Raw genomic sequence first — 22,171 nt, forward strand, 5'->3', positions numbered from 1 at the left:
CGTTAAGTTTATTGCTGCAACTCTTCATGTGAAGTAGCCGAATTTTTAAGCTGTTCGATATCTATTGCCCATATGAAGCAAAACTTTATCTAAAATGTTAATTGACGACTTTTGATCGCCAGAGCCCACTTTATTATTTAACACGCCGTTACTTATCGTTAAGTCACAATAGTTTTCTATAGAAGAAACAACACTTTGATTTGATATGAGTTCTTCGTATTTTATGTGTATCCCTCCAACTATCTTTTGGGCTTCTTTCATTTCTGTGATCATCTTTCTTCTGTGGGATGCAAACTTATAAGGAGTAAATACATGCTTTGTTGGATATTCAGCGAACCATGGCATTTCTGAATTGAATGATTTGTAAGAAGAAAACGCAGTATGTAGCTCTCTTTCTAAATATAAAAACTTAGCATTTGGAAACAACAACTTTAAAAAAAGGGCTTCTGATAAACCGAATCTTACTTCTTTTATTCCCCAATTTTTAGCACCCATCCTTTGGGCTGGAATAGAAAACATTTCTAACAGTACAGAGGTTTGAGCTGACAGATATTTATCGAGAGATGGGTATAAATTAGCGATCCATTGATTTGCCAAATCGTTTGTTTCATTTTTTATATAATAGCCTTCAGGGGGCCAAGAGTTATCAAAAGCGTTCATACTTTTGGCCATATTTTGAATTAAATTACATCTATCATATGGTTCGCCCCAAATAAGCAGCTTGTTTTCTGAGGTTATTAACCTCTGCAGAAGTGTTGAGCCAGAGCGCCATCCAGCCGAAAATATAAAAATTGGTGCCTCTGTACTCTGGGTGTAACCTTTTTCTTTAATTTTTGAAACTAGGGTTTGGTAACTCAAAACAGGATTGTAAAATTTAGCTTTGGCCTCATTTTTTAGTACTTTACTATTGTGACTACCAAATAGACTTTTTCGAATTGAATATAAAAATGACACTGCATATTCCTTTTACTAAGCCCCGATGACTCTATAGGGAACGCCCAAATGAGGCTATTAAAATTTTAATACTTATACGGTAACAATTACCATATGCCGATTCTAAATAAACCCTATTAGATTTATTTAAAGAGCCTCTTTAATTGAGTTGCTATATAAGTTTTATAAAACCTAAGTTTATAGGGAGAAAGCTGCATAGCTTTATGAAAGCACGATATCGCTGACTCAAATTCATTTCTGCGACAGTAAACACTGTATCCGAGTTGCCAAAAGATGAAATTAGCAATTCTATCTTTCGCTTCTTGGTTGTGTTTAATTTCAGCTGAAAATTTTTCTAATACAGTAAAGTAGAATTTACTCATACCAATAGTGGCTTCATCTATATAGTCTTGATCTTTTTGGCCAATGTTATTGGTGATATTGTCTTCGTGGGCCCAATATTTTACATGGTAATCTTGCAGATGCAGCACATTGGGTTTTAACGCAGCAAGGTCCAAAATGTACATGTTATCTTCTCCCCAAATAATGTCGGTATTAAATGAAGTTTGTTGGAGCAATTGACGCTTTGCTACTATTGTTTGAGTTGTCATTATGCGGCGAGATAACGCTGTATTAAGTAGTGTTTCTCGCTTAAAAAGGTAGCCTTTTTCTAATATTGAATAATCATACAGACCTAGTTCGATTTCATCATACCTATAAACCTCATTGGTTAACTGATTTACACGGAGAGGATTTGCGGTGACTAAGTCTACTTGTTCTGGGTAGGTTTCAAGGTAGTGTAGGGATGTCTTAAGGTGATGAGCCATCCATTCATCGTCACTATCTAAAAAGGCGATGTATTTCCCTTGAGCTTTAGAAATACCATAATTTCTTGCGGATGATGCACCACGCTCATTCGGGTTTATGTAAGACGTTATAAATGGGTACTTAGTGGTAAAATCAATCAATAATGTTTGGGTTTCGTCTGTACTATTATCATCGATAACAATTACTTCAATATTATCTATGGTTTGAGCAACTACAGATTCTAAAGCTCTTGCAAGTAATGAAACGCGATTATAAGTTGGGATAATGACTGATACTAAAGTTGCCATGTTAGCCTCGAGCTTTTTTTGTTTTTAAATAATATTCAAGAGCCCAGTATATTCTACTTGGAAATTTTTGGGTTCTTCCATATTTCACGGTCTTAATCATTACTTGCCAAGCTAAAGAGAACTTTTTTTTAGTCAGTAACATTAGAATAATCCTCGGCCCGTCATTTTCTGAACGTCGCTGAACATGATGTTTAAATTCTTCAGGTGAGCTTAATAGAGCAAAATTATCCCACATTGAGATTAATGAAAAAGCCTCTTGAACATATTGTCCAAAGTTAGAACTAATACCCTCTCCAACATGATATTCATGAGTTACTACTGGAACACATACAAACTTTCCTTTAGTTGCTGCTTTAAACTGGAGTTGGTAGTCATTTGCAGCTTTAAAATGTTCCATCTCTGCCCCAGAGAATAGTGCCACATCGCGTCTGATGGCAATATTCATTGCATTTGCTAATGGGTAGTAGTTGCCAAAAAAGTGTTCTAATGGATTGTCAAATACAACATCACTAGAGTCCCCTTTTTTAGCCCAATAAGGAAGTTTCCAGTTTTTTTTGTCAGGGTTTTTGGAAATTGATACCGCTGCAACGCAGTCAGGGTGTCGATTTAAGGCTTCACTCATTACCTTTAATTTGTTTGGTAAAGCGAGGTCATCTGAATCGTGGTATATAATAATCTCCCCTCTAGCATTTAATCCACCGCAATGCCGTGCCGCCGCGGCGCCTCTATTTACTTGGCGTATTACTCTGATTTTATTATCTATGTTTTCAATAGCTTCAGTACTGCCGTCGGAAGAACCATCATCAACAACTAATATTTCGTATAAAACGGTAATATCTTGATTTAATAAGCTATTAAGCACCACCAGTAGCCGCTCCTTACGATTATAAACAGGAACAACAACTGATATCACAGGCTTTTCTATTTTAAACGAACTCAATTATCTCTACTCTCGTAACAATTTTTGTGGAGTGTCTAGCATTTTACAAGAGTATTGTAGTCTGCCGGTTAAATTCATAGTTTTATATTTTTCTTGGTACTTGGTAAAAATTGCTTCTTCAATAGTTGCCCTTGTTCAGAATAAAACACCATGAATAGCCAAATTATGCCCATGGCGATAATTGTTACTAGAGCACTGAGCATATTTGACGTTGACGCGAATGGAAGCATTGAGAATACCAAATATGGAGTCAAGGTGAAGATTGAGATTATAAAAGGTGACTTAAGCCAACTAATATAATTCTTCGATGTAATGTGTATCTTTGTTTTTATTAAGTAAAAATATATTGCAAGCCGAATTAAAGAAGGAATAGTTACTAAAGCTGTTACTAAAGTAGTTAAACCATATGGTGCAAAAATTAAGGCTATAATTACTCGTAATGAATTGAGCAATAATCCAGCTTTCATAATTGATTTAGCTTCCCCTAATCCCATCAGAATCGATTCGGCTAACTGAGTAACAAAGTAAATACTTCTACTTATACAGTATAGAGATAGTAAAGGTGCAGCGGCTAACCATTGTTCCCCGAATAAAATACGGATAATAAGTTCAGAAAACAGGCCCAAGACTATATAAAAAGGCCAAGCAATACTAAGTTGGATCTGTAAAATTGTTTTGAAAGAACGTGTTATATCACCTTTCTCTGCTTTTAGTTTTGCAAAAAATGGTGTTACTACAGGCCCTAGTGCTTGAGTAAAAAGGTTGTTAAATAAACCCGCGGTATTTGAAGCCCGATTAAGTATGCCCACATCTGTTATTGATAAAAACTTACCAGTAATTAGTTCTGCTGAGTTATGGCCGATATGGCCGGCTACTGCATTTAGACTAACAAAGCTGGAGTAGCCGGTGATCTCTTTCCATAATTTAAGGTTAGGGAGTGCAGGCATGCTCTTTGGACGATAAAATTGGATTAAAAGGGCTTGGGTGGCAGTTTGAATAATTGCCCCCCAAACTAAGGTGTATACACCAAAATCGTTTATCGCTAGACCAATCATCATAATAACGCTGATTAGTTGACTTAATAACCCAGTGACGAAAGATGGTTGAAAATTAAGCTCTTTTCTTTGCAATGTTTGAATAATACTGCCGTATGGGGCAATTAAGATATTAAAGGCTAGCAGTTTTAAAATAGGTGACAGGGTTTGTTCTGTGTAAAAGTCGGCGATAAATGAGGAGGATAAAAATAAAATCAATGCAGTAAACGTTGCGACGATTATTAGCACACCATAAGCACTGCGGATTTTATCCGTCGTTAAGTCTTGTTCTTTGATTAGATAGTTATTAACACCAAGCTCTTTGATAATGGATGCAATACCAACAAAGACTACTGCAATGGTATAAATGCCATATTCTTCAGGTGTAATTAACCGCGCAAGTATAGTGACTGAAACTAACTGCAGTATGATTCGTAAATACTTTTCTGCAAACGAAAAAATTAAAGCTTTTTTAAAAGTTGCCACTAATATCCTTACGTATTGTACAGAGCATTGGTTAGGTTTGCTGCTTCACTCCAAGTCATAGAGTTGGCTTTATTCTTATTTATTAGCCCCATTTTGATAACGTCCAATTTATCAATGTTAATTAAAATTTCGGTTAATTCTGAAGAAGTGTTGAAGTATACAACACCTTCGTTTGGCACACAGCCAAACACTCTGGCTGTTTCAGGTAATATAAGGGCTTTACCCATTGTCATTGCTAAAATGACAGAGCCTGAAGTGAGAGTATCACTGAAAGGTAAGCAGATTACGTCAGTCACTTTTAGGTAGTCAATTAGGCTTTGATCCTCAAGAAACTGCAAATCAAATGTAATATTGGGGTTATTGGCTGCCTTAGATACCAGTTTGTTACCGTATTCTTTGTCTAATGGTGCACCTGCAATAAGTAGGCTGGCTTTGTCGATTGAAGCGGACATAAACGCACTGATTAGCTTATCGACTCCTTTGTAAGGTCTTATCATACCTATGTAAGCTATGATTTTATTTTCAGCGTTTAAGTTACTGTGCTTTAGCAGTTGATCACGAGTAGCGCTAGGGGCAGGGTATACCCCATTATAGTTTCCATGAAACACTACAGTAGATTTATACCTAAAATCATATTGGTAGTGTTCGCATAATGTATCTAAGGCATTTTCACTGTGTACAATTATTTGATTTACACCTTTGACTAAGGCTCTTCTGACTTGAGTTTCTTTGGTACGCTCTAATTGTTGGTGGGCAAATTTATTATGAATTGTCCATAGTAACTTCACCCCAAGAGCCCTCACTAATAGACAGTCTAATCGCAATAGGAAACACTTTATCTTAAATATTAGTGGGTTTTTAGACCAAGCAATAATAGAGATTAAATCAACCACCCAATGTAAATGTATTACATCTATATTTTTGTGTTTTTTCCAAATTGTAAACAATGGAAATATAGAAGGATAAAACTTGTCATATTTTACTTCAGCATGATGTTCTAGTAGTTCATCAGCTAACATCTTTTGGTAAGGGTTAGCCTCACTGTAATCTGGAACAAAAAGTACATTTTTATGATTGTTTTTTATCACTTACTATCCAACTATACTTCGTGTAAGTGCTGCTAAAGCTGTTTTCCAATAAAGTGGCTCACTAGGAAACAATTTTATTGCATTACACATCGCCTTAAATTCAGCTTTATGTTGTTTTTTATCACGCAAGGCAGTACTCAATGACCAAGCCCACTCTTGCGCTAGTCGTTTGTTAACTTTGTCTGCTTCTTGTTTGGTATGAGTACAAGGTAAAAGGCTAGAGTACCCTCGTATATGGGTTCTAGCGCTTTTTTCCATTTTATCAGCGTTACCGCCAGCTACAGTTGATACATGGGCGTCGTGAATATGATAAATTTGGTGTACGTCTTCAACGAAACCAAATGTGAACCCAGCGAGTACGACTTTAACTGCAAAAAACTGATCATAGGCAGTGCGGTACGAAGGGTCAAAGCGTAAACTGCTGTAGATTTTTTTACGCATAATAGCACTTTGAGTACTACCAGGAACCCTACTTAAAATAGCGACTTCGCCAATTCTTTTATCAGTAATAACTGCTAAACCATCTTCACGTGTGTCTGTATCTAAAAGAAGAAATGGGTGGCGGTTACCACCTTTAGTTACAAAATTTGACTCTTCAACGGTTTCTCGAGTGTCATGATTAATACGACGTAGTGAACCAAATATCCAATCTACATCAGGGTTTTTTTCGAACAGTTTTGCAAATTGTGACAAGTGATAGGACGGCCATTCATCATCGCTATCTTGAAAAGCAATTAACTCGCCTTTTGCGTGATCTAATCCATTGTTTCTGGCTGCGTAATGACCAGCATTCGGCTGATATATCATGGTAATTTCTTTGCGAAAACTATGTTTGTTATCATTTATCCATTTAGCCGAGTCATCTGTACTACCATCGTCTACTATAATAACTTCAAAATTTTCATAGTCTTGCGCAAAAATGGTATTAAATAGTTGCGGTAAAAAATGCAATCTATTGTAAATCGGAACAATAACGCTAATAAGTGGTGAGTTGTTAGACATCTTGAGTATTACCTTTAAATACGGCTTCTAGTTTTTGAGAAAGTATATCCCAGTCATAATGCAAAGCGTGACTGCGAGCATTAGAGCCCATTTTTTCTATAGTATTTGGATCGCTGAGCATTGATTGAATTTTGGGGCTAAGGGCATCTGGTGTTGTGCAGTCTACTATATACCCTGTTTCCCCCTCTATCAGGGTTTCTGGTGTTCCTCCGGAGTTTCCGCCTATAACAGGAATTCCGCATGCTTGAGCTTCTAGCATTACGATTCCAAAGCCTTCAATATTTCGACCAATATCTCGATTGGGTAGAATAAAAATATCACTTTGTTGGTAGCATTCTATCATTTGCTGATCTGATAACTCAGACATGAACATAACGTGGTCTTTAAGCTTTAGTTCTGCAACTAACTTTTCGATGGCTTCTTTTTGTGGGCCACCACCTATGATGGCGTAGAGAATATCTGGTACTTCTTGTTTTAGAGCAACTAATGATTTTACAAGGGTTTCATGGCCTTTTCTGGGTTCTAATCTAGAAACTGTAAGTAACACTGGCCGGTCATTCCAGCCAAACTTTGTGCGTAGCTCTGGGTTTCTTGAGGCAGGTTTAAATAGATTTGTATCTACACCGGGTGTAATTACCTTTATGTTATCGGAGTTGACGTCCCAATGGGCACGCAATACGCGTTTAGAGTTCTCACTGTTACAAATTAGCAGATCTGAATTTTTAAGGACTCGGCGAACAATCCAGCTAAACGATCTACTTGTAGCTGCATTTTCAACATCTTCACCATGGATGTAGCAATAATAGGGAGTTTTTAAAATCAGTTTAATGAGATAGGCGACAAAGCCCTCAGGAATACACCTTCCACAATGAATTACTTCAATATCGTGCTTTTTGATGATTTTCCACGTGTCCATAAACAGGTTTATATAAAAAATTATACCGGATAGTGATAATAGCCCCCAGTCAGACCATTTTGTATATTTAAACTTGATCCGCTCAATTGTTATTTTTGCATTGGCATCAAATTCCCGTTGGCCCGGCGTTACACCTGCTAATACCACGTAGTTTACTGGGTTGAGTCTACTGTAAACTTCCCAAAACCAACGGCCACTGCCGCCGTGCATAGGTGGAAAAATTTCACTGAACATTAACGCTTTTTTTATTATTTTCATTTTATTCATTCTTCTTAATAAAAGGCTGAATCATCGCTTCTACTTTTTGTTCGTGAGTAGTGAACCATTCATCATCAGCGTATTGCTTCCAACGATCTACTGCAGGTGCTTGTATTACCTGACTTAGTCGTTCGATAGAGGAAGAAGAGGTTTTTAAATTTAATACATTAAATATAGTGTTAAGTTCTTCTTGTGGTTGGCTAGTTAAGTCTTCAAAACTTAAACTGTGATCTCCAAATTGTAATCCGTATAAAAACGATATTTTCCATAACGCATAAAATCTCTGGTAAGGATGGGGCGTGTGTCGTTTATCTAAGAATGGGTAGTGTTTCGCTAAGTCATTACACCAAGTATCTAGATAAAATGCGTCTTGATAGGTGTCTATAACGTGATCTTTATTCATTATTTGGTGATTAGTCAGAAATGAACACCATTGCTCCCTTGGGTGACGGTACAAATGTATAATTTTTGCATTTGGAAAATGCTGTCGTATCCAGGGGAGGCGTAAATCGATTCTGTTAAATTGTAAAACTGGTCGTTTAGGAGATAGTTCTACTAATCTTTCAATAAATTTTTGCATTGCAGGGGCATGGCTTTCTTCTGTCATCATTAATTCGTGACGTATCCAATTTTCATCATAAATTTCTGATAGTGATTCCATTCCTACATATTCAGCCCAGTAGTCATCTACCCCTCTGTGTGTTTGGTCTACATTTTCTCCTCTGGTTTCAGGGTTGAACCACTGTCTTTCATTGAAAGGTTCATATAGTGAGGTGCATTCGCCAGACTGTCTAAATAAATTCCAAAGTAAAGTCGAGCCACTTCTAAAACGACTACTAATAAATACTATATCGTCTCGCGTATTTGTTTTAACAGACTCTACCCGAGGGTTAAGATATGGGGTAGCTAGGTTGTTTAGCTCTGGTAACCTTTGCTGACCAATTCGCACTCTGTCATCTAAAAAATGTTGAATATCTGTTTGCTTTAAAAACTTTAGAAGAATGGCTGTTGATATTTTTTTTATGCGTGTAATCAAGCTTATTTCTCGCATAAATTTAGATAAATGGTTTCGTAATGTTTTGCCATCGTATTTACATGGAATAATGATTTAAAGCGTGACAAAGCTTCTTTCTCCATACGCTGCCGAGTTTCAAAGCTATTCATGATGTTAAGTACTCCATTAGCAAACGCTTGCGCATCATCATTTAAAGTCACATGGCCATTAATGCCATTTTCAATAATTTCTCGGTTTCCACCTGCATCAGTCACTACACAGGATTTTTTAAGTGACATAGCTTCTAATAACGTCATAGAAGTTCCTTCACTCAAGGATGATAACAAGAAAATGTCTATCAAGGCTAAATAATGCTGAGGCTCGGAATCATAACCGGGCATAATGACCTTGTTCTCTATGCCAAATTTTTGTATTTGCTCTTTAATATTTTCCCGTTCATCGCCATCACCAACAATAATTAGTTTCGAGTTTGAGTGAGTTTTTAATATGCTCGAAAAGGCATCAAGCATCATTTTATGATTTTTGATGGGATCAAGTCTTGCTATTGTCCCGAGCAATATAGTGTCGGCTGTAATGCCTAATTTTTTTCTAAGAGCTTCTGTTTTGTCTGCAATTACTTCTGGCGTTTTTATCCCATTATATATGACTTCTATTTTTTTCGCGGGAATATACTCAAAGTCTACTAATGCTTGTTTTGTTGCTTTGGATATAGCTACGATACGATCAGTAATTCTGCATAACCAAGGGTTAACAAGCTTACGTTTCCAACTACTTGAGTCGGGATAGAAACGGCCATGTTCGGTAAATAACACTTTGGTTTTAGTACCGAATGCTGCGAGAACTCCATAAACCCAAGGGGTGTATTGGTGGCAATGGATAACATCGATGTTATTTTGTTTTATATGAGTGCGAATGGATGATATTAGTTTTTTATCAAAACCGTGATTACGGTCTTTAGATGTCACGCTAATACCACTATTTTGTAATTCTCTACCCCAAGGCCCAATTGGTGTTTCTATACAATAAATCGACATATTAAATAGGTTATTGTCAGAGCTCTCTATCAGGTTTCTAATTACCATTTCTGTACCACCAATGCGCATGTCATAGGTTAGATGCATAATAGAGTAAGTAGTGGGTTTAATCATGACGTTCCTGATTTTATTCGTTTACGTAGCTTGTTAATTTTATTATTAACCATGTTTTCACTTAATTGGCTGACGCCAAGTGTGATAGCTAATGCCACCAAAAATACTGGTAAGGTGTGTTCAGGCCCACTTACGAGCCCTATTTTGAAATACAGCCAAGATGCAAGGCAAGCAGCCCCAGTGTGAAAGATGTACAGTGGGTAAGAGTAGTCACCTAATCGAATATCTATTAGCTTTAATGTTTTATTTTGGGAACGAATATTGAATAACAAAATAGTCATTAGTGCACTTAATGGTAAATTTAGCCAAGTAGATACAACTTCTATTTTCCAGCCGTGTGATTGATAAAGTTCTGGTACAAATGCTTTAGTGATTGGCGCAAGTAACACATTCAATATAAAAACAAGAATTGCTAAGTTACGCCCATGTGGAATTTTGTAAGCCAAAGAGAAGAGTGTTTGGTGATAGAAAAAAAGCAGTGCACCTATGGAAAACGGTAGTGATGCATCTAAAATGTTGCCGTAGCCTGTGCCAAGTTTTCCTGAGAATATATTATTTGTTAAAACATACAGAGCGCTAGCGATAAACCAGAACCACGTCATTCCTTTATTTTTGCTAACTCCTAATCCAATAAGTATATAGAAAAATAGCTCTATGGTAAGTGCCCATGTTGGCGGGGAGAGTCGAGGTGAATATTCAACTGGATTAAATTGAATAAACATCATACCTATATTTGCTAACCATTCAGATAAATTTGTGGGAAGTTGCATTTTTGAATGGGATTCAGAAGCAAAGTCAACTCCAACTAAATAGATAATTAAAACAATAATTATTAACAAAAACCAATATGTTGGGTAAAGCCTCAAAAACCGATTGATAACATAAGCTTTAAACCCGTTAATTGAGTAGCCATAGTTCTCGTGCAGAATAATGGTCATTAGAAAACCACTTAGTATGAAAAATGAATAAACTGCTAATGGACCTATTGTAGGGACTTGTAAAATGTGAAATATCATCACATTTAAGGCTAATACAAATCGATAAATACCAAACATTTACTTAGCTTCACCTTGCGAATATTTAACCCACCACATTTCATACATCAACATGCTCCATAGTAAGTTACTATGATCAGCTGTGTTATTTTGATGTTCATTCCACAGTGTTTTGACATAATTGTGATTGAAAATAGCTTTTAACCCTTGAGCTTGGTTTATCAAATGTCTTTCTGCTATTTCTTTAATTTCACTTCTGAACCAAGTGGCTAATGGAACAGAGAATCCCATTTTTTTACGGTACAAAATACCATCAGGTAACATGGGCTTAAAAGCTTCTTTGAGAATGTGCTTTTTTTCGCCATTTTTGTATTTCATTGCTGAGGGCAGCGTGGCAGAAAACTCTATGACATCTTTGTCCAGAAGAGGAGCTCTAACTTCTAATGAGTTTGCCATACTCATGCGGTCAACCTTAACTAAAATACCACCCGGTAAATAGGTTTTCATGTCTGTGTATAGTATTTTTGAAAGATGGTCTGGGCCATCAGAGTTTCTGTATGCATCTATGGTAATTTGGGACGGATGATAATCGCCTAACTTCATTTTTACATCACTTTTAACTAGCCTATTCCACTGCTTGTCACTAATTTGTGAGTTGGTAGTGTAAAAGCCCATTTCAGGTTCTTGACTGAGGCTAGTGAGTAATGAGTTCCCTTTACGACAAAGTTTGGAATTACTCTTAGAAAGCATATTAGCTAATTTAGGAAATAGGTGTTTACGTATTGTTATAGGGAATTTACTGCGCAACATATTTTCAGTGGCGTCGGTAGTGTATTTTTCGTACCCTGCGAAGACTTCATCGCCGCCATCTCCTGCTATTGCAACTGTTACTTCTTGACGGGCTAACTCAGACACGAAGTAAGTTGGCACTAATGAAGGATCTGCAAATGGTTCATCAAAATACTCTGCAATTTTCTCTAAATTGTCTGCAACATTTTGATGTACGGTAAATTCGTGATGTTCAGTGTGATACTTGTCTGCAACTTCTTTGGCAAACTCTGTTTCATTGAATTTTTCTTCATCAAAGCCAATTGTGCAAGTCTTTATAGGTAAGTCACTGTTAGCTGACATCATTGCAACTACGCCACTTGAGTCTACGCCCCCGCTTAAAAATGCGCCGAGGGGCACGTCACTCACCATACGCTGGTTAGTGCATTGGGTCGCGATTTCTTGCAACTTCTTAGTTAACAAAGCTTCACTGTCGTGGCTAGTATGGCCAAAGGATATATCCCAATACTGAGTCGTCTTCATACCTGTAGCGTCTACAGTCATGTAATGCCCTGGCGGTAACTTGTGGATATGGGTAAAAATACTTTTGGGGTCTGGTACGTATTGATATGCAAAAAAGTCGTAAACGGCATCAAGGCGAATGTCTCGAGGAACATTTGGTAAGGTTAAGATTGCTTTTATTTCTGAAGCAAAAGCAAAGCGATCATTATCTTGTAAGTAATAAAGTGGCTTTTTACCTATTCTATCTCGCGCTATAAATAGTTTTTCTTTTTCGATATCCCATAAGGCAAATGCAAACATACCATTTAGTTTTTGTAGGCATGCTTCTCCTTCTAGCTCATAAAGAGCGAGAATCACTTCCGTATCACCGGGAGTCTTAAGAGGATAGCCTTTTGCCAATAACTCCTCTCTTAATTCTGAAAAGTTATAAATTTCACCGTTAAACGCTATGACTAGTTTACGGTCATGGGAGAACATAGGTTGATTGCCTAATTCAGATAAATCTATAATGCTCAAACGTCTATGGGCTAATCCAACAAGATCGTCAATATACTCTCCACCAGCGTCTGGCCCTCTGTGTATCAAAGCGTTCCCCATTTGTTCTAATGTCTTTTTGTTGCCTACTGGGGCACTAAACTGGGTGAATCCTGCGATCCCACACATAAATTAGTCCTTATTTGCCTGAGATAGCTGTTGCATCTTCTCTAGGGTAGATTTGGTGTAGTTAGTTATAAACTCTACATCTTCTGGTGTTATTACATCATGCCAATCATTTTTCTTGAAAGTTGTATCTCTATAAACACTATAAAATTTATCGTTTGAATCAAACTTTTTGAATCGATTTAGAGACTTGCCTTCGCCTGAGCTTTCAGCAATAAATTGACCTACTTGCTTTTCCCATTTTAACCCAACATCTTCTAATATTTGATTGACTTTGGGAGGTGTATCTGACACCAATTCGTCATAAAAATAGATTTTATAATCATTATATTTATTACAATACTCAGCTACTTTTTCGTGGTAGTTGCGCCATTGTAAACCAAAAAATATAGCGTCTGACATATTATCAGGGTTTAGTTTTTTTAGTTCACTTGCTTGCTCTGGATTATTTTGTATTCGTTCATTTAGCCAGTCTCGTTTTTCAGCGGTTGTTTTTGCGGGCATTGAGCCTTTATTAATCCCTTTAATATGTGAGCTAATTGAACCTAGAGGGTTTCTAACTAAAAATAATGTGACATAGGAACGCAGGCTATTGCGAAATGACTCGATGAATTTTGCTTCCCCTGTCTCTTTCATTAATATTTTGTAGTCATCTTTATCTGAAACCCTGTATAGGGAGTTGTATGACGGAGCTAGTATCTTAGGGGCGCTTTTAGTGCAAAGCCAAGAGAGTTGATGAAAAAATGGAAACTTTAAAAAGCCTTTAGACTTAACAAAAAAAGGTGGTTTATCTGTCTCTACTTCTGCTCTTTGTATTAAAGACATAATGGTTGAGTGCTGATCGTCAGTCACACCATTATTAAACTTCATACTTTTGTAAAGCGATTGGCCAAAAATTTGTTTATTTCTGCCAATTAGTTCATGACGATAAATTGTTTGTGAGTGTGAGTTTAATAAATTCGCAAACCAAGTCGTTCCTGATCTTGGAAATCCAGCTATATATATAATTTTATTATTTGATTTGTTTTTCATAAACTATTCTCAAGTTTACAGACTGATATGTCTGCGTATCATAGGTCCAATTACTGTGGTTACTTTTAAGGGTAATTTTGACCAAACATTTTCTACTAACTCTCTTACTTTACTGACCTTTATGTTTGACTCACTTTTTTCTTGGTTATCAGCAATAAGGTTTGACCATTTTAACGGCTGTGGTTTGGCACCCCATTGGCGTTTAAACTTATAAGTACCTTCATTAAATGTAGAGCGCCCAAAGTCGAACTCTTCTACATTTGTATTAGATACATGTTGTAGCAAAGACCAGTACAACATCATATTTGGCGCTAACCTATTGTATTCAGAAACAGTTGATGCCCAGGGTATACATGCTTTTTTGCCATTTACTAATACTATGCCCGCACCGACGGGTATGTTCTCACTGTACACTACAGATAAGATAATATTGTCACCGTAGTTATCAAATAGTGTTTTAAACCACTCTTTACTATGAACGGGTGAACCTAACTTCCGCATGTTTATCGAAAATATTTGATAAAAATCGTCAATGCTTTTTGAGTTGCTCGCTATATTGAAGGTCAATCCATTTTTTTCAGACTTACGAATTTGGCTGCGTAGTTTAGATTTGAAGCTAGACATTAACTCATCTGAACTCTCTGGCAATGGCAGTAACATACGTACCTTTTCGCCCTCAAATGATAGTTCGTCTGTAGCAGTTAAATTACTGTCTCTGTATTCAAAAGCACTACCCTTAACTGACTTTAAATGCTCTGTAGCTTTGGTGATTATAGCTTTTTGGATTGTTTCATTATCTGCTAAACAAAACCCTAAGTCGCAGTAGGGGAGTGAGCAAAATACACTACTAGAAAATGGTTTTTTCATATTAATGCAAGGTAAAACGCCCACAACAGAACCGCCTTCTAGCGCAATAAAACTTACATTTTTATGGTGGTAAGCTTGCTCAATACTTTGAACCCATGCAAAACGGTGGTAAGGCGTTGCATCTGGGTGAGCATTTACATACTGCTCCCAGGCTTGTTTGTCACTTGTAACACTTAACCTGATATTCATTCAGTGGAGTTACCTTTAATTGGAGCACGAGCCTGCATTTTTTGGGCAGCTTCAGATATAGTGCAAAACTCAATATTGTATTGGGTTGATAATTTACCAACAACCTTCTTTATAGCGTTAGTAATAAAACTGAATGCGTCTTTATTGCCGTGTAGGCTATTATTGTTGTCCACTAGGCTGGAGCTATGCATATACATATGTAAGATGGGGTAGCCTTTATCAATGACAGATTTACATAACGAAATCATATCATTAGGTGTAGATAATTCTGGACACAAATAATTCTTTCTTAGGATATTGGTATGCCATGCTATACCATTAAACCTAGTCCAACTGAGTAGTGGCTTTGTAAAGGCTGTATGAATTTTGTTCGCCAATTCAAAATTGCTTCTATTAAATCCTACGGTTACGGGAAGTTCATAAATCTTATTTTGTGAAGATTCTTGAAGTGGGTTATTTAAATCAGGCCAGTAGGGCAATGAGGGGGCGCCATTACAATGAAAGTATTCATTTTCATAGAATGGATAGACACTAGAGTCCACATTAAAGCCTTGCTCCACAAGTAAACTCATTACCTTTTTGTCAATGCCCCAACGCCCCGTTCGGAATGATTTAGGTTGAATATCAAAGCTTTGTTTTAGTTTTTGCACTAAATTTTCAAGCTTTTGAGATACTTGCTCTTTAGGTAAATTGACGACATGTGACTCAAATTCTCCAACAGGATCAAAGTATGGAGGATTACACCATGGGTGCAAGTGGCCGCCAATCTCGCAGTTTCCTTTTGGTATTAAAGGTAGAATTTTTTCTACCGCTTGTTTGTTGTCAGCAACTGCGTAGTCAATAAAATAAGTAGGCCGTATCCCCAAGTTTTCACAGATTCTTTGGAATGAAGGGATTTTGTCTATATTTGACACATTGGCATCTTTTTGTGGAAAATCCTCGTTCCAATCCCACTCTTCTTCCGTGTCTATGGATAGTACAAATAGGATAGGTTTTTGCATTTCCCTATGAGAGCTCATCAGTCTTCCTTTAATAACTCAACAAATAACTCGGTATATTCTCGAGCCATACGATTTGCGGAATAGTGTTCGTATACGAAGCTTTTGGCATTATCTGCTAATTCACTGGCATAGTCTTGATTAAATAGTAATTGTTCCCAGTAACCTAGTAGCTTTTGTTTCTCTCCTAGGGGGGCCAGTAATCCTGTCTTTTGGTGTTCAATTAGCTGGTCAATACCTGCTATGTTGTAAGCGGCAACTGGAATACCGGCAGCGGTTGCTTCCATTAGGCATCTTGGAATGCCTTCTAAGGTAGAGGTCATCACAAACAAATCAAAAGATTTTAACAAAGATAACCTGTCGTCTCTAAACCCTAAAAACTCAACATAGTCGTAGCTTGAAAGTTTTTGGCTGTAAGCTTCTAATTCTGCTCTGGCGTCACCATCGCCTAAAAGTACCAACCTAGTATCTGGGTGTTTGCTATGTAACTGTTCAAAAATATCTAAGATATCAAATATATTTTTACGACTAATCATTTGGCCGACAAAACCAATGCGCTTTTCTTTTGAGTTATCTCTAGGGGGAGTTGGGGTGGCTTCGACCTCAGATAAATCTACACCATTTTGAATATATAGTGTCTTAGCCTCTTTAACACCCATTCTCTTACAGTCTTGTTTTAGCTGCTGTGATAGGGGCACTACTTTGGTAGCGTATTTCATGGCTTGGCAACCAAGCCAAATAAAAGTACGTAACTTGATGTCTTTAGCATTTTCAAATCCATGGGGGGTTACTACACAAGGTACCCCTGCCTTTTTGGCTGCTAAAACACCAATTATATCTGACTTATAACCATGGGTATGGACTATATGGATATTCTTACTTTTGATGAGCTCTACCATTTTATTGACTGCAGAAAAATCAAACTTATTTTTCATGCTAACAATATGACAAGGTAGGTTTAACTTTTGATATTCCTTTACCAGCTCTAGTGGTTTTTGATCTGGCTCCATGGTGACTGCTAAATCGCAGCGTATATATGCTGGGTCTAGGTGTTTAGCTAATGCTAAAACCCAGCGCTCTGCACCGTAAAATCCAGTTGGGCATATAAACTGTAATACATTTATTGTGTGTTTGCGTGTTTGCTCAATTACTTCAGTCACAGGCATAGGTCCTTAATATGTTTTGATGCCAATGGATTTAAACAAACCTAACACCGTACCAATTGCTCTTGCGGGAAAATAACAAAAATAAAACTTTAGGATGTGAATTAAACTCAGTTTTTTGTCCGCAATTAAAAATAATCGCAAACTGTATATAAAAATAGGGAGTACTGCCACTAAAAAGCTCAATAAAGCGAATGAGAAAAAACCCAAAAGCAATAAAATTAATGACGCTGTGAACACTAAAAGCACTGCTGGTGGAGCGATAAAGCTAGGCCATTCTCTTAAAGGGATACTCCTTCCTGCAATAGACTGCAAATTAGACTGCCCCCGCCATATTTCTTTGTGAAACATATCTTTATATACTTTATCTTCACCGAGGTGAATGTAGGTTGCCTTCGATGTATAAAATAATTTACCCAGTTTAGCCGCTTGATCTGTGAAGTAATAATCCTCACAGGTAACTAAGTGCTCTGGAAATCCACCTATTTTATTAAAGTCTGCCTTTGTTAAAAATAGATTTCTGCCAGGCAAAAAGGCTACCTCACAATTCACATCTGCATTGCTTAAATTTGTACGTATTTTTTCTAGAGCTGGCGCATCATCATTACATATCTGCATAGCACTACTGATAATTCTATTTGGATTTAGTGCCAGCTCATTAATCATTTGCTCTATCCAGTTTTCTGATAACCAAATATCGGCATCAAGAAATGCCACATACTTCCCGGTAGCTTCAGAAACCCCATAATTACGCAGGGCAGAAATAGTTTCATTAACTGGCCTAGTGTATATGCTTAGTTGAAATAGTGGATTTTTGACAAGTTCCTGTTGTGTGAGCTCAGGTGTTTGGCTAACGACTATTACTTCAACGTTTTGCAAATTAAAGTTTTGACGGTTAATTGACTCTAATGTTTGGGATAACATTTCAAATCGTCCCTTATGAGGGATAATAAAAGATATTTGCATTTGTTATTATTTATCCTTATGTGCCTACGCCAAGCGTTTTTTTAGCCAGTTGATTTCTGCTGAGAGAGATAAATTGATTACTCGTTTGAGCATTACTTTGCATAGCCCACTTACAACAGATGTTTGTTGGTAGCTAGCCAAAGGCCAAGTTTTCATTGCATTAAAGCTTATGCCAGATGTGGAATTAAGAAACGACTCAACCATTCCTTGGTTTTGCATCAGCAAAACTAAAATGCGAGTGTAGCTTTTTGTGTCAGATTTACTTAGCTCTTCTGCTACATACTGTTGAAAGTAACGAGCTTTCACTGCGTATTTTTCTTGTTTATCTGGGGAGTAATAATATGCTCCAGCTAGTACATGGGCTTTTCGTAAATCTTGAGCTGTCCAAGTGTCATTTGGATACTCTAGAATGTTTGGTTTTTCTAAATAAGGGTATTCATGTTGAACCATCCATTCGGCATAGTTTAATAAACAATCTCGGCAATAATAAAAGTTCTCATCGAACTCTTTTCTACTTTCTTTTACCTGTAAATAACGACACAAGGATTGCAGTAATACAGTATAAAACCAAGTGTTTTCTACATCTTGTAAATTTCTATCGGCAACATCCTCATCGGGATGCATAGTATTAGCAAAAATATCTTCTATTCTATCCAAATAGTTTTGTTGTTGTGTTAATTCAAAGCTATCAAGAAGGGCATTAATGTAATTTGCGGTACCTCTGTCTAGCGGATATTGACCAGTAAAGTGATTTTTTGCACCTGGAATATGACGGTTTTTAAACGCTAAAAGTAGTTCAATACAAGTACCTGAGCCCTCATATACATGGGAAATCCAATTGCTTAAGGTTAGCACCGCATCTTTAGACTCTTGATTTCCTGTTAAGCAGTGATGTAAGTACAAACCAGTGGTGTAGCAATGCTGCCCGCCTGGGCCTCCTCCTCCAGCGTGATCTTGATAAGCATCACTGGACTGATATTTTGAATATGATCTATGGCTTGACGTAAAAGCTTTTAAATAATGGTCTGTATGCCAAAATAAACCACCGTTATATTCATCTTTATCAAGTTTTGTATGGTAAATATCAATGTCTCTTACATGCTTTGCTAAATCATCAGCTAATTCAAACCATTTGGTATTACCCGAGATTAGGTATTGCCTTAAAAAGCCATAAATAGGGTCGTATTGATTATTATAATGAGACACAAACAGATCGTCGCCCACATATCCTGATGTTTCGTGGTCTGCATATAAATCTCCAAAGTTGCGCCAACCATATTCATCTAGTGTTTCTCGTTTAGAAATAAAGCCAACGGAAGGAGCGAGTCCTAAATCAATTATAGGTTGGAGGGGAGTTAAATCTGAATTCTCTTGGTCTAAATACGGGTACAAATTTACGTCAGAGATCCACTGCCAGTTGATTGAACTTCTGTGAATAGGGCTGTTCGCTTTTAAGTCGTTAATTTCACTGTCTAAGGATATAAATAGGGTATACGACTTTTTCTCACCACCTTGTAGCTCGTGTGAGTAATAGGTTTCAGGGAATAAACCCAAAAATACGGTGTTTTCTTTTAATTTTAAGGATGCTGGAAAGTTTTGCCAAAACTTATCTAACCTTAGCGCTAAATTGTTTTTCAATTGAAGAACTGGTTGGCATCGTGTTCCTGATTGCTTTGTCCCGTCAACAGAAAGTTCATAACCATTCTTCAGCATGACTACTTTATTATCTTTATTTACATGAACTGGGCTTTGCCAATTAACACCACCACTTGAAAATTGTTCGCAGAATAAACTATCCCCTATGTAACTAAGATTATCTTCAATGTTAGTTAAGCTATGGCTGGGGTGACTTACCGTGGGGTTGGTATGTACATCTAAAATTAGGCTCTTGAAGTTAAAAGACCCTGGGTCTCCTAAATCCCATTTTCCATCTGTGTGTATAGCCCTGTTAGTGTTGTGGATTTGAACCGAACAGGTAAGTAAATTTAGTGGTATTAACCAATCTATATTAAGTTTGAAACTCACTAACGTATCTATAAACACTCCTTCAATCATCAGATATACAGACGAATCACTATCAGGTTTTAAGTTGCTGCGCTCAATTAATTTGGCGTGGCGAAACTTAGCCTGTATTGGCACTCCGTTGAGATCTGTTAATTTTAAATCTTTAGCGGTAAAAGATAAGATTGATTCTTCGTTGTGATTCAATAAATCAATGTGGTTCTCAATTAGATTAATTGATAGGGTTTTCGCATCTGCTTTGTATTGATAATCGTCAGTAATAACGATACAGGCTTCGGGTTCATTATTAGACGTGTAGTTGTTATCTGATTGCTCCTTAGATATACCTAAATAAATATTGGCTTTATAGTGTGCCAGGTAAGTTATTTTAAGCCATTTAATACTGCCATCAGGCCAGTAGGAGATAATTTGGCAAATGCCATCGATGGTATCTACTTCACTGTCATTATCATTTTGTGAGTTTAGGTTTAGCGATAATTGTTCAATATTAAAGACTAAAGACTCAGGTAAGGGAATTGAAACCTCACAATAACGCTCCTTTTCACTATGTGTGTCTTCGTTATGAGTAATTGGCAGTTGGATTTGATGTATATTAGCCATTTAATTTTGTCCGCAAGCTTGTATATATTCCCCCAAAGATCATATGTTTCCATTTTCTTAGTTGCTCTCTAATTAACAACAAAGGCTTTTGACGATAAAAACAATAGATATGCTGCTCGTAAGGTGGGGAGTTAGATAGTGAGCTTTTGTATTGGGCTTCTCCTGCTAAAAAGTCATAGGTTGTAACGTCAAGTTTTATTGCTTGTTCAATGATAAGGGTGTGGATCACTAATCCTACTTTAATTCTATTATCTTTATCGAAATTTATAGCTGAGAGGTAAAATGTCCAGGTTTTTCCATTAGTTAACAAATACACATGCCCAAGAGCCTCTGAATTATGAAACAAAGTATATAACCTACACTGCGTGCCACTTGTGTCTTGCTTAATTAAATTTCGATGAAATTTATAGAATACTGGATTATCAAAACCGCTACCGTAGATGGTAGAGCGCCATCTTTTCCGGTGTAATTCAGCGATATCACCAAGTGTTTTTTCTTTCTCTGTGGTATCGGAAGCTAATACTAACTTCAATGAATTACCTTCGTCTAACAATTTCAAAGAGCGCTTAATATGAGAGCGGGTATTTCTAGATAAGGACGCTAAATAATCTTCGAGTGTTTGTAATCCGGATAAGTTGACCATATAGCCAGTGGAAGATAACTCTTTTCTTTGCTTAAACCCTGAAATCTCTAGTTCATTAATAAAGCTAGGTGAGCTCATACCTATCTTTATGTCATCTATCGTGGGTATATTCTCAAGAGCAAGACATATCTGTTTAGTGGATTGTTGCGCATATTCTTTATGTACTAAAAATGTGTTTTGCTCAATCCAAGTTTGGTCTTCTTTTATATTGCCGCTCTTGTGTAAAAAGTATTGGTTGAAATTGAGTCCCCAAAATACACGTTTACGTTTGATCCCAAATAATGCCAAACCAACAATATTCTCACCAGCTGTTACTTCGATACAAATGCAGTTGTTGTTAGAAAGGTCTTTATTAGCTAACCACTGCTTAATCCAAAACCATGTGACAAATATAGAGGAGTTGCTTTGTGCTTCTAGTGCTAGCCATTTATGCGACAATTGTTCTAATTGATTTTCTTTCAGAAAATAACAGTTAGTCGTAAATGGTAATTGAGACATAAGTTCCTTTTCTATTTCTGACAAGGCTTGGTTCCAATAACGTGAAGTTGGTTAATGATATTAAGGCTAACCGAAACTAGACAGAAATCACATAGAAAAGAAAAACTACATGGAACATAAAAATACAAACTAATTAGATGTATATACTTTATTTTGAATAGACTCCATCCTTTTAAAAATTTAGATAAAGTCAGCTTCTAAGAACTCTAGCCTACTGTAGAGTTAGTGTTTCGCAACCTTTTACAGGGATAGTTTTATATAGCTGAGTATTGATTTAAATAAGCTGATATCTCTGATACTGATAACCGTTAGT

18 protein-coding genes are annotated in these 22,171 nt (G+C 36.8%); all 18 read right to left on the reverse strand.

All coding sequences use genetic code 11. The features are described 5' to 3' along the window. Window positions 1-45: 45 nt before the first annotated feature. Complete coding sequence (locus ACMUMK_RS05295) at window positions 46-954, reverse strand: sulfotransferase (RefSeq protein ID WP_414700076.1); 909 nt, start codon at window positions 952-954, stop codon at window positions 46-48. Between the two features lie 122 nt (window positions 955-1,076). Then, a complete protein-coding gene (locus ACMUMK_RS05300) occupies window positions 1,077-2,048 on the reverse strand; it encodes a glycosyltransferase family 2 protein (RefSeq protein ID WP_414700077.1) in 972 nt (323 codons plus the stop codon). A 1-nt stretch (window position 2,049) separates the two neighbouring features. Beyond that, the gene (locus ACMUMK_RS05305) at window positions 2,050-2,988 is read right to left on the reverse strand and encodes a glycosyltransferase family 2 protein (protein ID WP_414700078.1); all 939 of its coding nucleotides are present in this window, start codon (window positions 2,986-2,988) and stop codon (window positions 2,050-2,052) included. 74 nt (window positions 2,989-3,062) lie between these two features. Beyond that, complete coding sequence (locus ACMUMK_RS05310) at window positions 3,063-4,508, reverse strand: lipopolysaccharide biosynthesis protein (protein ID WP_414700079.1); 1,446 nt, start codon at window positions 4,506-4,508, stop codon at window positions 3,063-3,065. 8 nt (window positions 4,509-4,516) lie between these two features. Beyond that, window positions 4,517-5,596 carry a glycosyltransferase gene (locus tag ACMUMK_RS05315; RefSeq protein WP_414700080.1) on the reverse strand — a complete coding sequence of 360 codons (1,080 nt, stop codon included), beginning with the start codon at window positions 5,594-5,596 and terminating at the stop codon, window positions 4,517-4,519. Between the two features lie 3 nt (window positions 5,597-5,599). Continuing rightward, window positions 5,600-6,598, reverse strand: a complete 999-nt coding sequence (locus ACMUMK_RS05320; protein ID WP_414700081.1) for a glycosyltransferase family 2 protein — start codon at window positions 6,596-6,598, stop codon at window positions 5,600-5,602. Continuing rightward, entirely contained in the window at window positions 6,591-7,772 is a 1,182-nt protein-coding gene (locus tag ACMUMK_RS05325) for a glycosyltransferase family 4 protein (RefSeq protein WP_414700082.1), read from the reverse strand. Before ACMUMK_RS05325 ends, ACMUMK_RS05320 begins: the two co-directional genes overlap by 8 nt. 1 nt (window position 7,773) lies before the next feature. Next, window positions 7,774-8,808 carry a sulfotransferase gene (locus ACMUMK_RS05330; protein ID WP_414700083.1) on the reverse strand — a complete coding sequence of 345 codons (1,035 nt, stop codon included), beginning with the start codon at window positions 8,806-8,808 and terminating at the stop codon, window positions 7,774-7,776. 2 nt (window positions 8,809-8,810) lie between these two features. Beyond that, window positions 8,811-9,935: a glycosyltransferase gene (locus ACMUMK_RS05335; RefSeq protein WP_414700084.1), complete on the reverse strand. Its 1,125-nt coding sequence runs from the start codon at window positions 9,933-9,935 to the stop codon at window positions 8,811-8,813. After that, the gene (locus ACMUMK_RS05340; protein WP_414700085.1) at window positions 9,932-10,990 is read right to left on the reverse strand and encodes an acyltransferase family protein; all 1,059 of its coding nucleotides are present in this window, start codon (window positions 10,988-10,990) and stop codon (window positions 9,932-9,934) included. The genes ACMUMK_RS05335 and ACMUMK_RS05340 overlap by 4 nt, the downstream gene beginning before the upstream one ends. Next, window positions 10,991-12,883, reverse strand: a complete 1,893-nt coding sequence (gene asnB / locus ACMUMK_RS05345; RefSeq protein WP_414700086.1) for an asparagine synthase (glutamine-hydrolyzing) — start codon at window positions 12,881-12,883, stop codon at window positions 10,991-10,993. Window positions 12,884-12,886: 3 nt separating this feature from the next. After that, on the reverse strand, window positions 12,887-13,912 hold the full coding sequence (locus ACMUMK_RS05350) for a sulfotransferase (RefSeq protein ID WP_414700087.1): 1,026 nt from the start codon (window positions 13,910-13,912) through the stop codon (window positions 12,887-12,889). Window positions 13,913-13,927: 15 nt separating this feature from the next. Further along, window positions 13,928-14,968 (reverse strand): FemAB family XrtA/PEP-CTERM system-associated protein, encoded by a 1,041-nt coding sequence (locus tag ACMUMK_RS05355; RefSeq protein ID WP_414700088.1) that lies wholly within the window; start codon window positions 14,966-14,968, stop codon window positions 13,928-13,930. Beyond that, a complete protein-coding gene (locus ACMUMK_RS05360; protein WP_414700089.1) occupies window positions 14,965-15,987 on the reverse strand; it encodes a polysaccharide deacetylase family protein in 1,023 nt (340 codons plus the stop codon). The genes ACMUMK_RS05355 and ACMUMK_RS05360 overlap by 4 nt, the downstream gene beginning before the upstream one ends. Next, window positions 15,987-17,126 (reverse strand): glycosyltransferase, encoded by a 1,140-nt coding sequence (locus tag ACMUMK_RS05365; RefSeq protein ID WP_414700090.1) that lies wholly within the window; start codon window positions 17,124-17,126, stop codon window positions 15,987-15,989. The genes ACMUMK_RS05360 and ACMUMK_RS05365 overlap by 1 nt, the downstream gene beginning before the upstream one ends. 12 nt (window positions 17,127-17,138) lie before the next feature. After that, window positions 17,139-18,095: a glycosyltransferase gene (locus tag ACMUMK_RS05370; RefSeq protein WP_414700091.1), complete on the reverse strand. Its 957-nt coding sequence runs from the start codon at window positions 18,093-18,095 to the stop codon at window positions 17,139-17,141. 24 nt (window positions 18,096-18,119) lie between these two features. Further along, a complete protein-coding gene (locus ACMUMK_RS05375; protein ID WP_414700092.1) occupies window positions 18,120-20,717 on the reverse strand; it encodes a hypothetical protein in 2,598 nt (865 codons plus the stop codon). Continuing rightward, a complete protein-coding gene (locus ACMUMK_RS05380) occupies window positions 20,710-21,858 on the reverse strand; it encodes a GNAT family N-acetyltransferase (RefSeq protein WP_414700093.1) in 1,149 nt (382 codons plus the stop codon). The genes ACMUMK_RS05375 and ACMUMK_RS05380 overlap by 8 nt, the downstream gene beginning before the upstream one ends. Window positions 21,859-22,171 lie beyond the last annotated feature (313 nt).

This window comes from Paraglaciecola sp. 2405UD69-4 (genome assembly GCF_047525415.1).
In the GTDB taxonomy this organism is placed as follows: Bacteria; Pseudomonadota; Gammaproteobacteria; order Enterobacterales; family Alteromonadaceae; genus Paraglaciecola.

What these genes read in the sequence shown, in the direction of transcription:
- asnB (WP_414700086.1), bottom strand. Translation starts at nt 12,883, where the DNA reads ATGTGTGGGATCGCAGGATTCACCCAGTTTAGTGCCCCAGTAGGCAAC.
- ACMUMK_RS05370 (WP_414700091.1), bottom strand. Translation starts at nt 18,095, where the DNA reads ATGCAAATATCTTTTATTATCCCTCATAAGGGACGATTTGAAATGTTA.
- ACMUMK_RS05340 (WP_414700085.1), bottom strand. Translation starts at nt 10,990, where the DNA reads ATGTTTGGTATTTATCGATTTGTATTAGCCTTAAATGTGATGATATTT.
- ACMUMK_RS05380 (WP_414700093.1), bottom strand. Translation starts at nt 21,858, where the DNA reads ATGTCTCAATTACCATTTACGACTAACTGTTATTTTCTGAAAGAAAAT.
- ACMUMK_RS05325 (WP_414700082.1), bottom strand. Translation starts at nt 7,772, where the DNA reads ATGAAAATAATAAAAAAAGCGTTAATGTTCAGTGAAATTTTTCCACCT.
- ACMUMK_RS05375 (WP_414700092.1), bottom strand. Translation starts at nt 20,717, where the DNA reads ATGGCTAATATACATCAAATCCAACTGCCAATTACTCATAACGAAGAC.
- ACMUMK_RS05350 (WP_414700087.1), bottom strand. Translation starts at nt 13,912, where the DNA reads ATGAAAAACAAATCAAATAATAAAATTATATATATAGCTGGATTTCCA.
- ACMUMK_RS05300 (WP_414700077.1), bottom strand. Translation starts at nt 2,048, where the DNA reads ATGGCAACTTTAGTATCAGTCATTATCCCAACTTATAATCGCGTTTCA.
- ACMUMK_RS05360 (WP_414700089.1), bottom strand. Translation starts at nt 15,987, where the DNA reads ATGAGCTCTCATAGGGAAATGCAAAAACCTATCCTATTTGTACTATCC.
- ACMUMK_RS05320 (WP_414700081.1), bottom strand. Translation starts at nt 6,598, where the DNA reads ATGTCTAACAACTCACCACTTATTAGCGTTATTGTTCCGATTTACAAT.
- ACMUMK_RS05355 (WP_414700088.1), bottom strand. Translation starts at nt 14,968, where the DNA reads ATGAATATCAGGTTAAGTGTTACAAGTGACAAACAAGCCTGGGAGCAG.
- ACMUMK_RS05335 (WP_414700084.1), bottom strand. Translation starts at nt 9,935, where the DNA reads ATGATTAAACCCACTACTTACTCTATTATGCATCTAACCTATGACATG.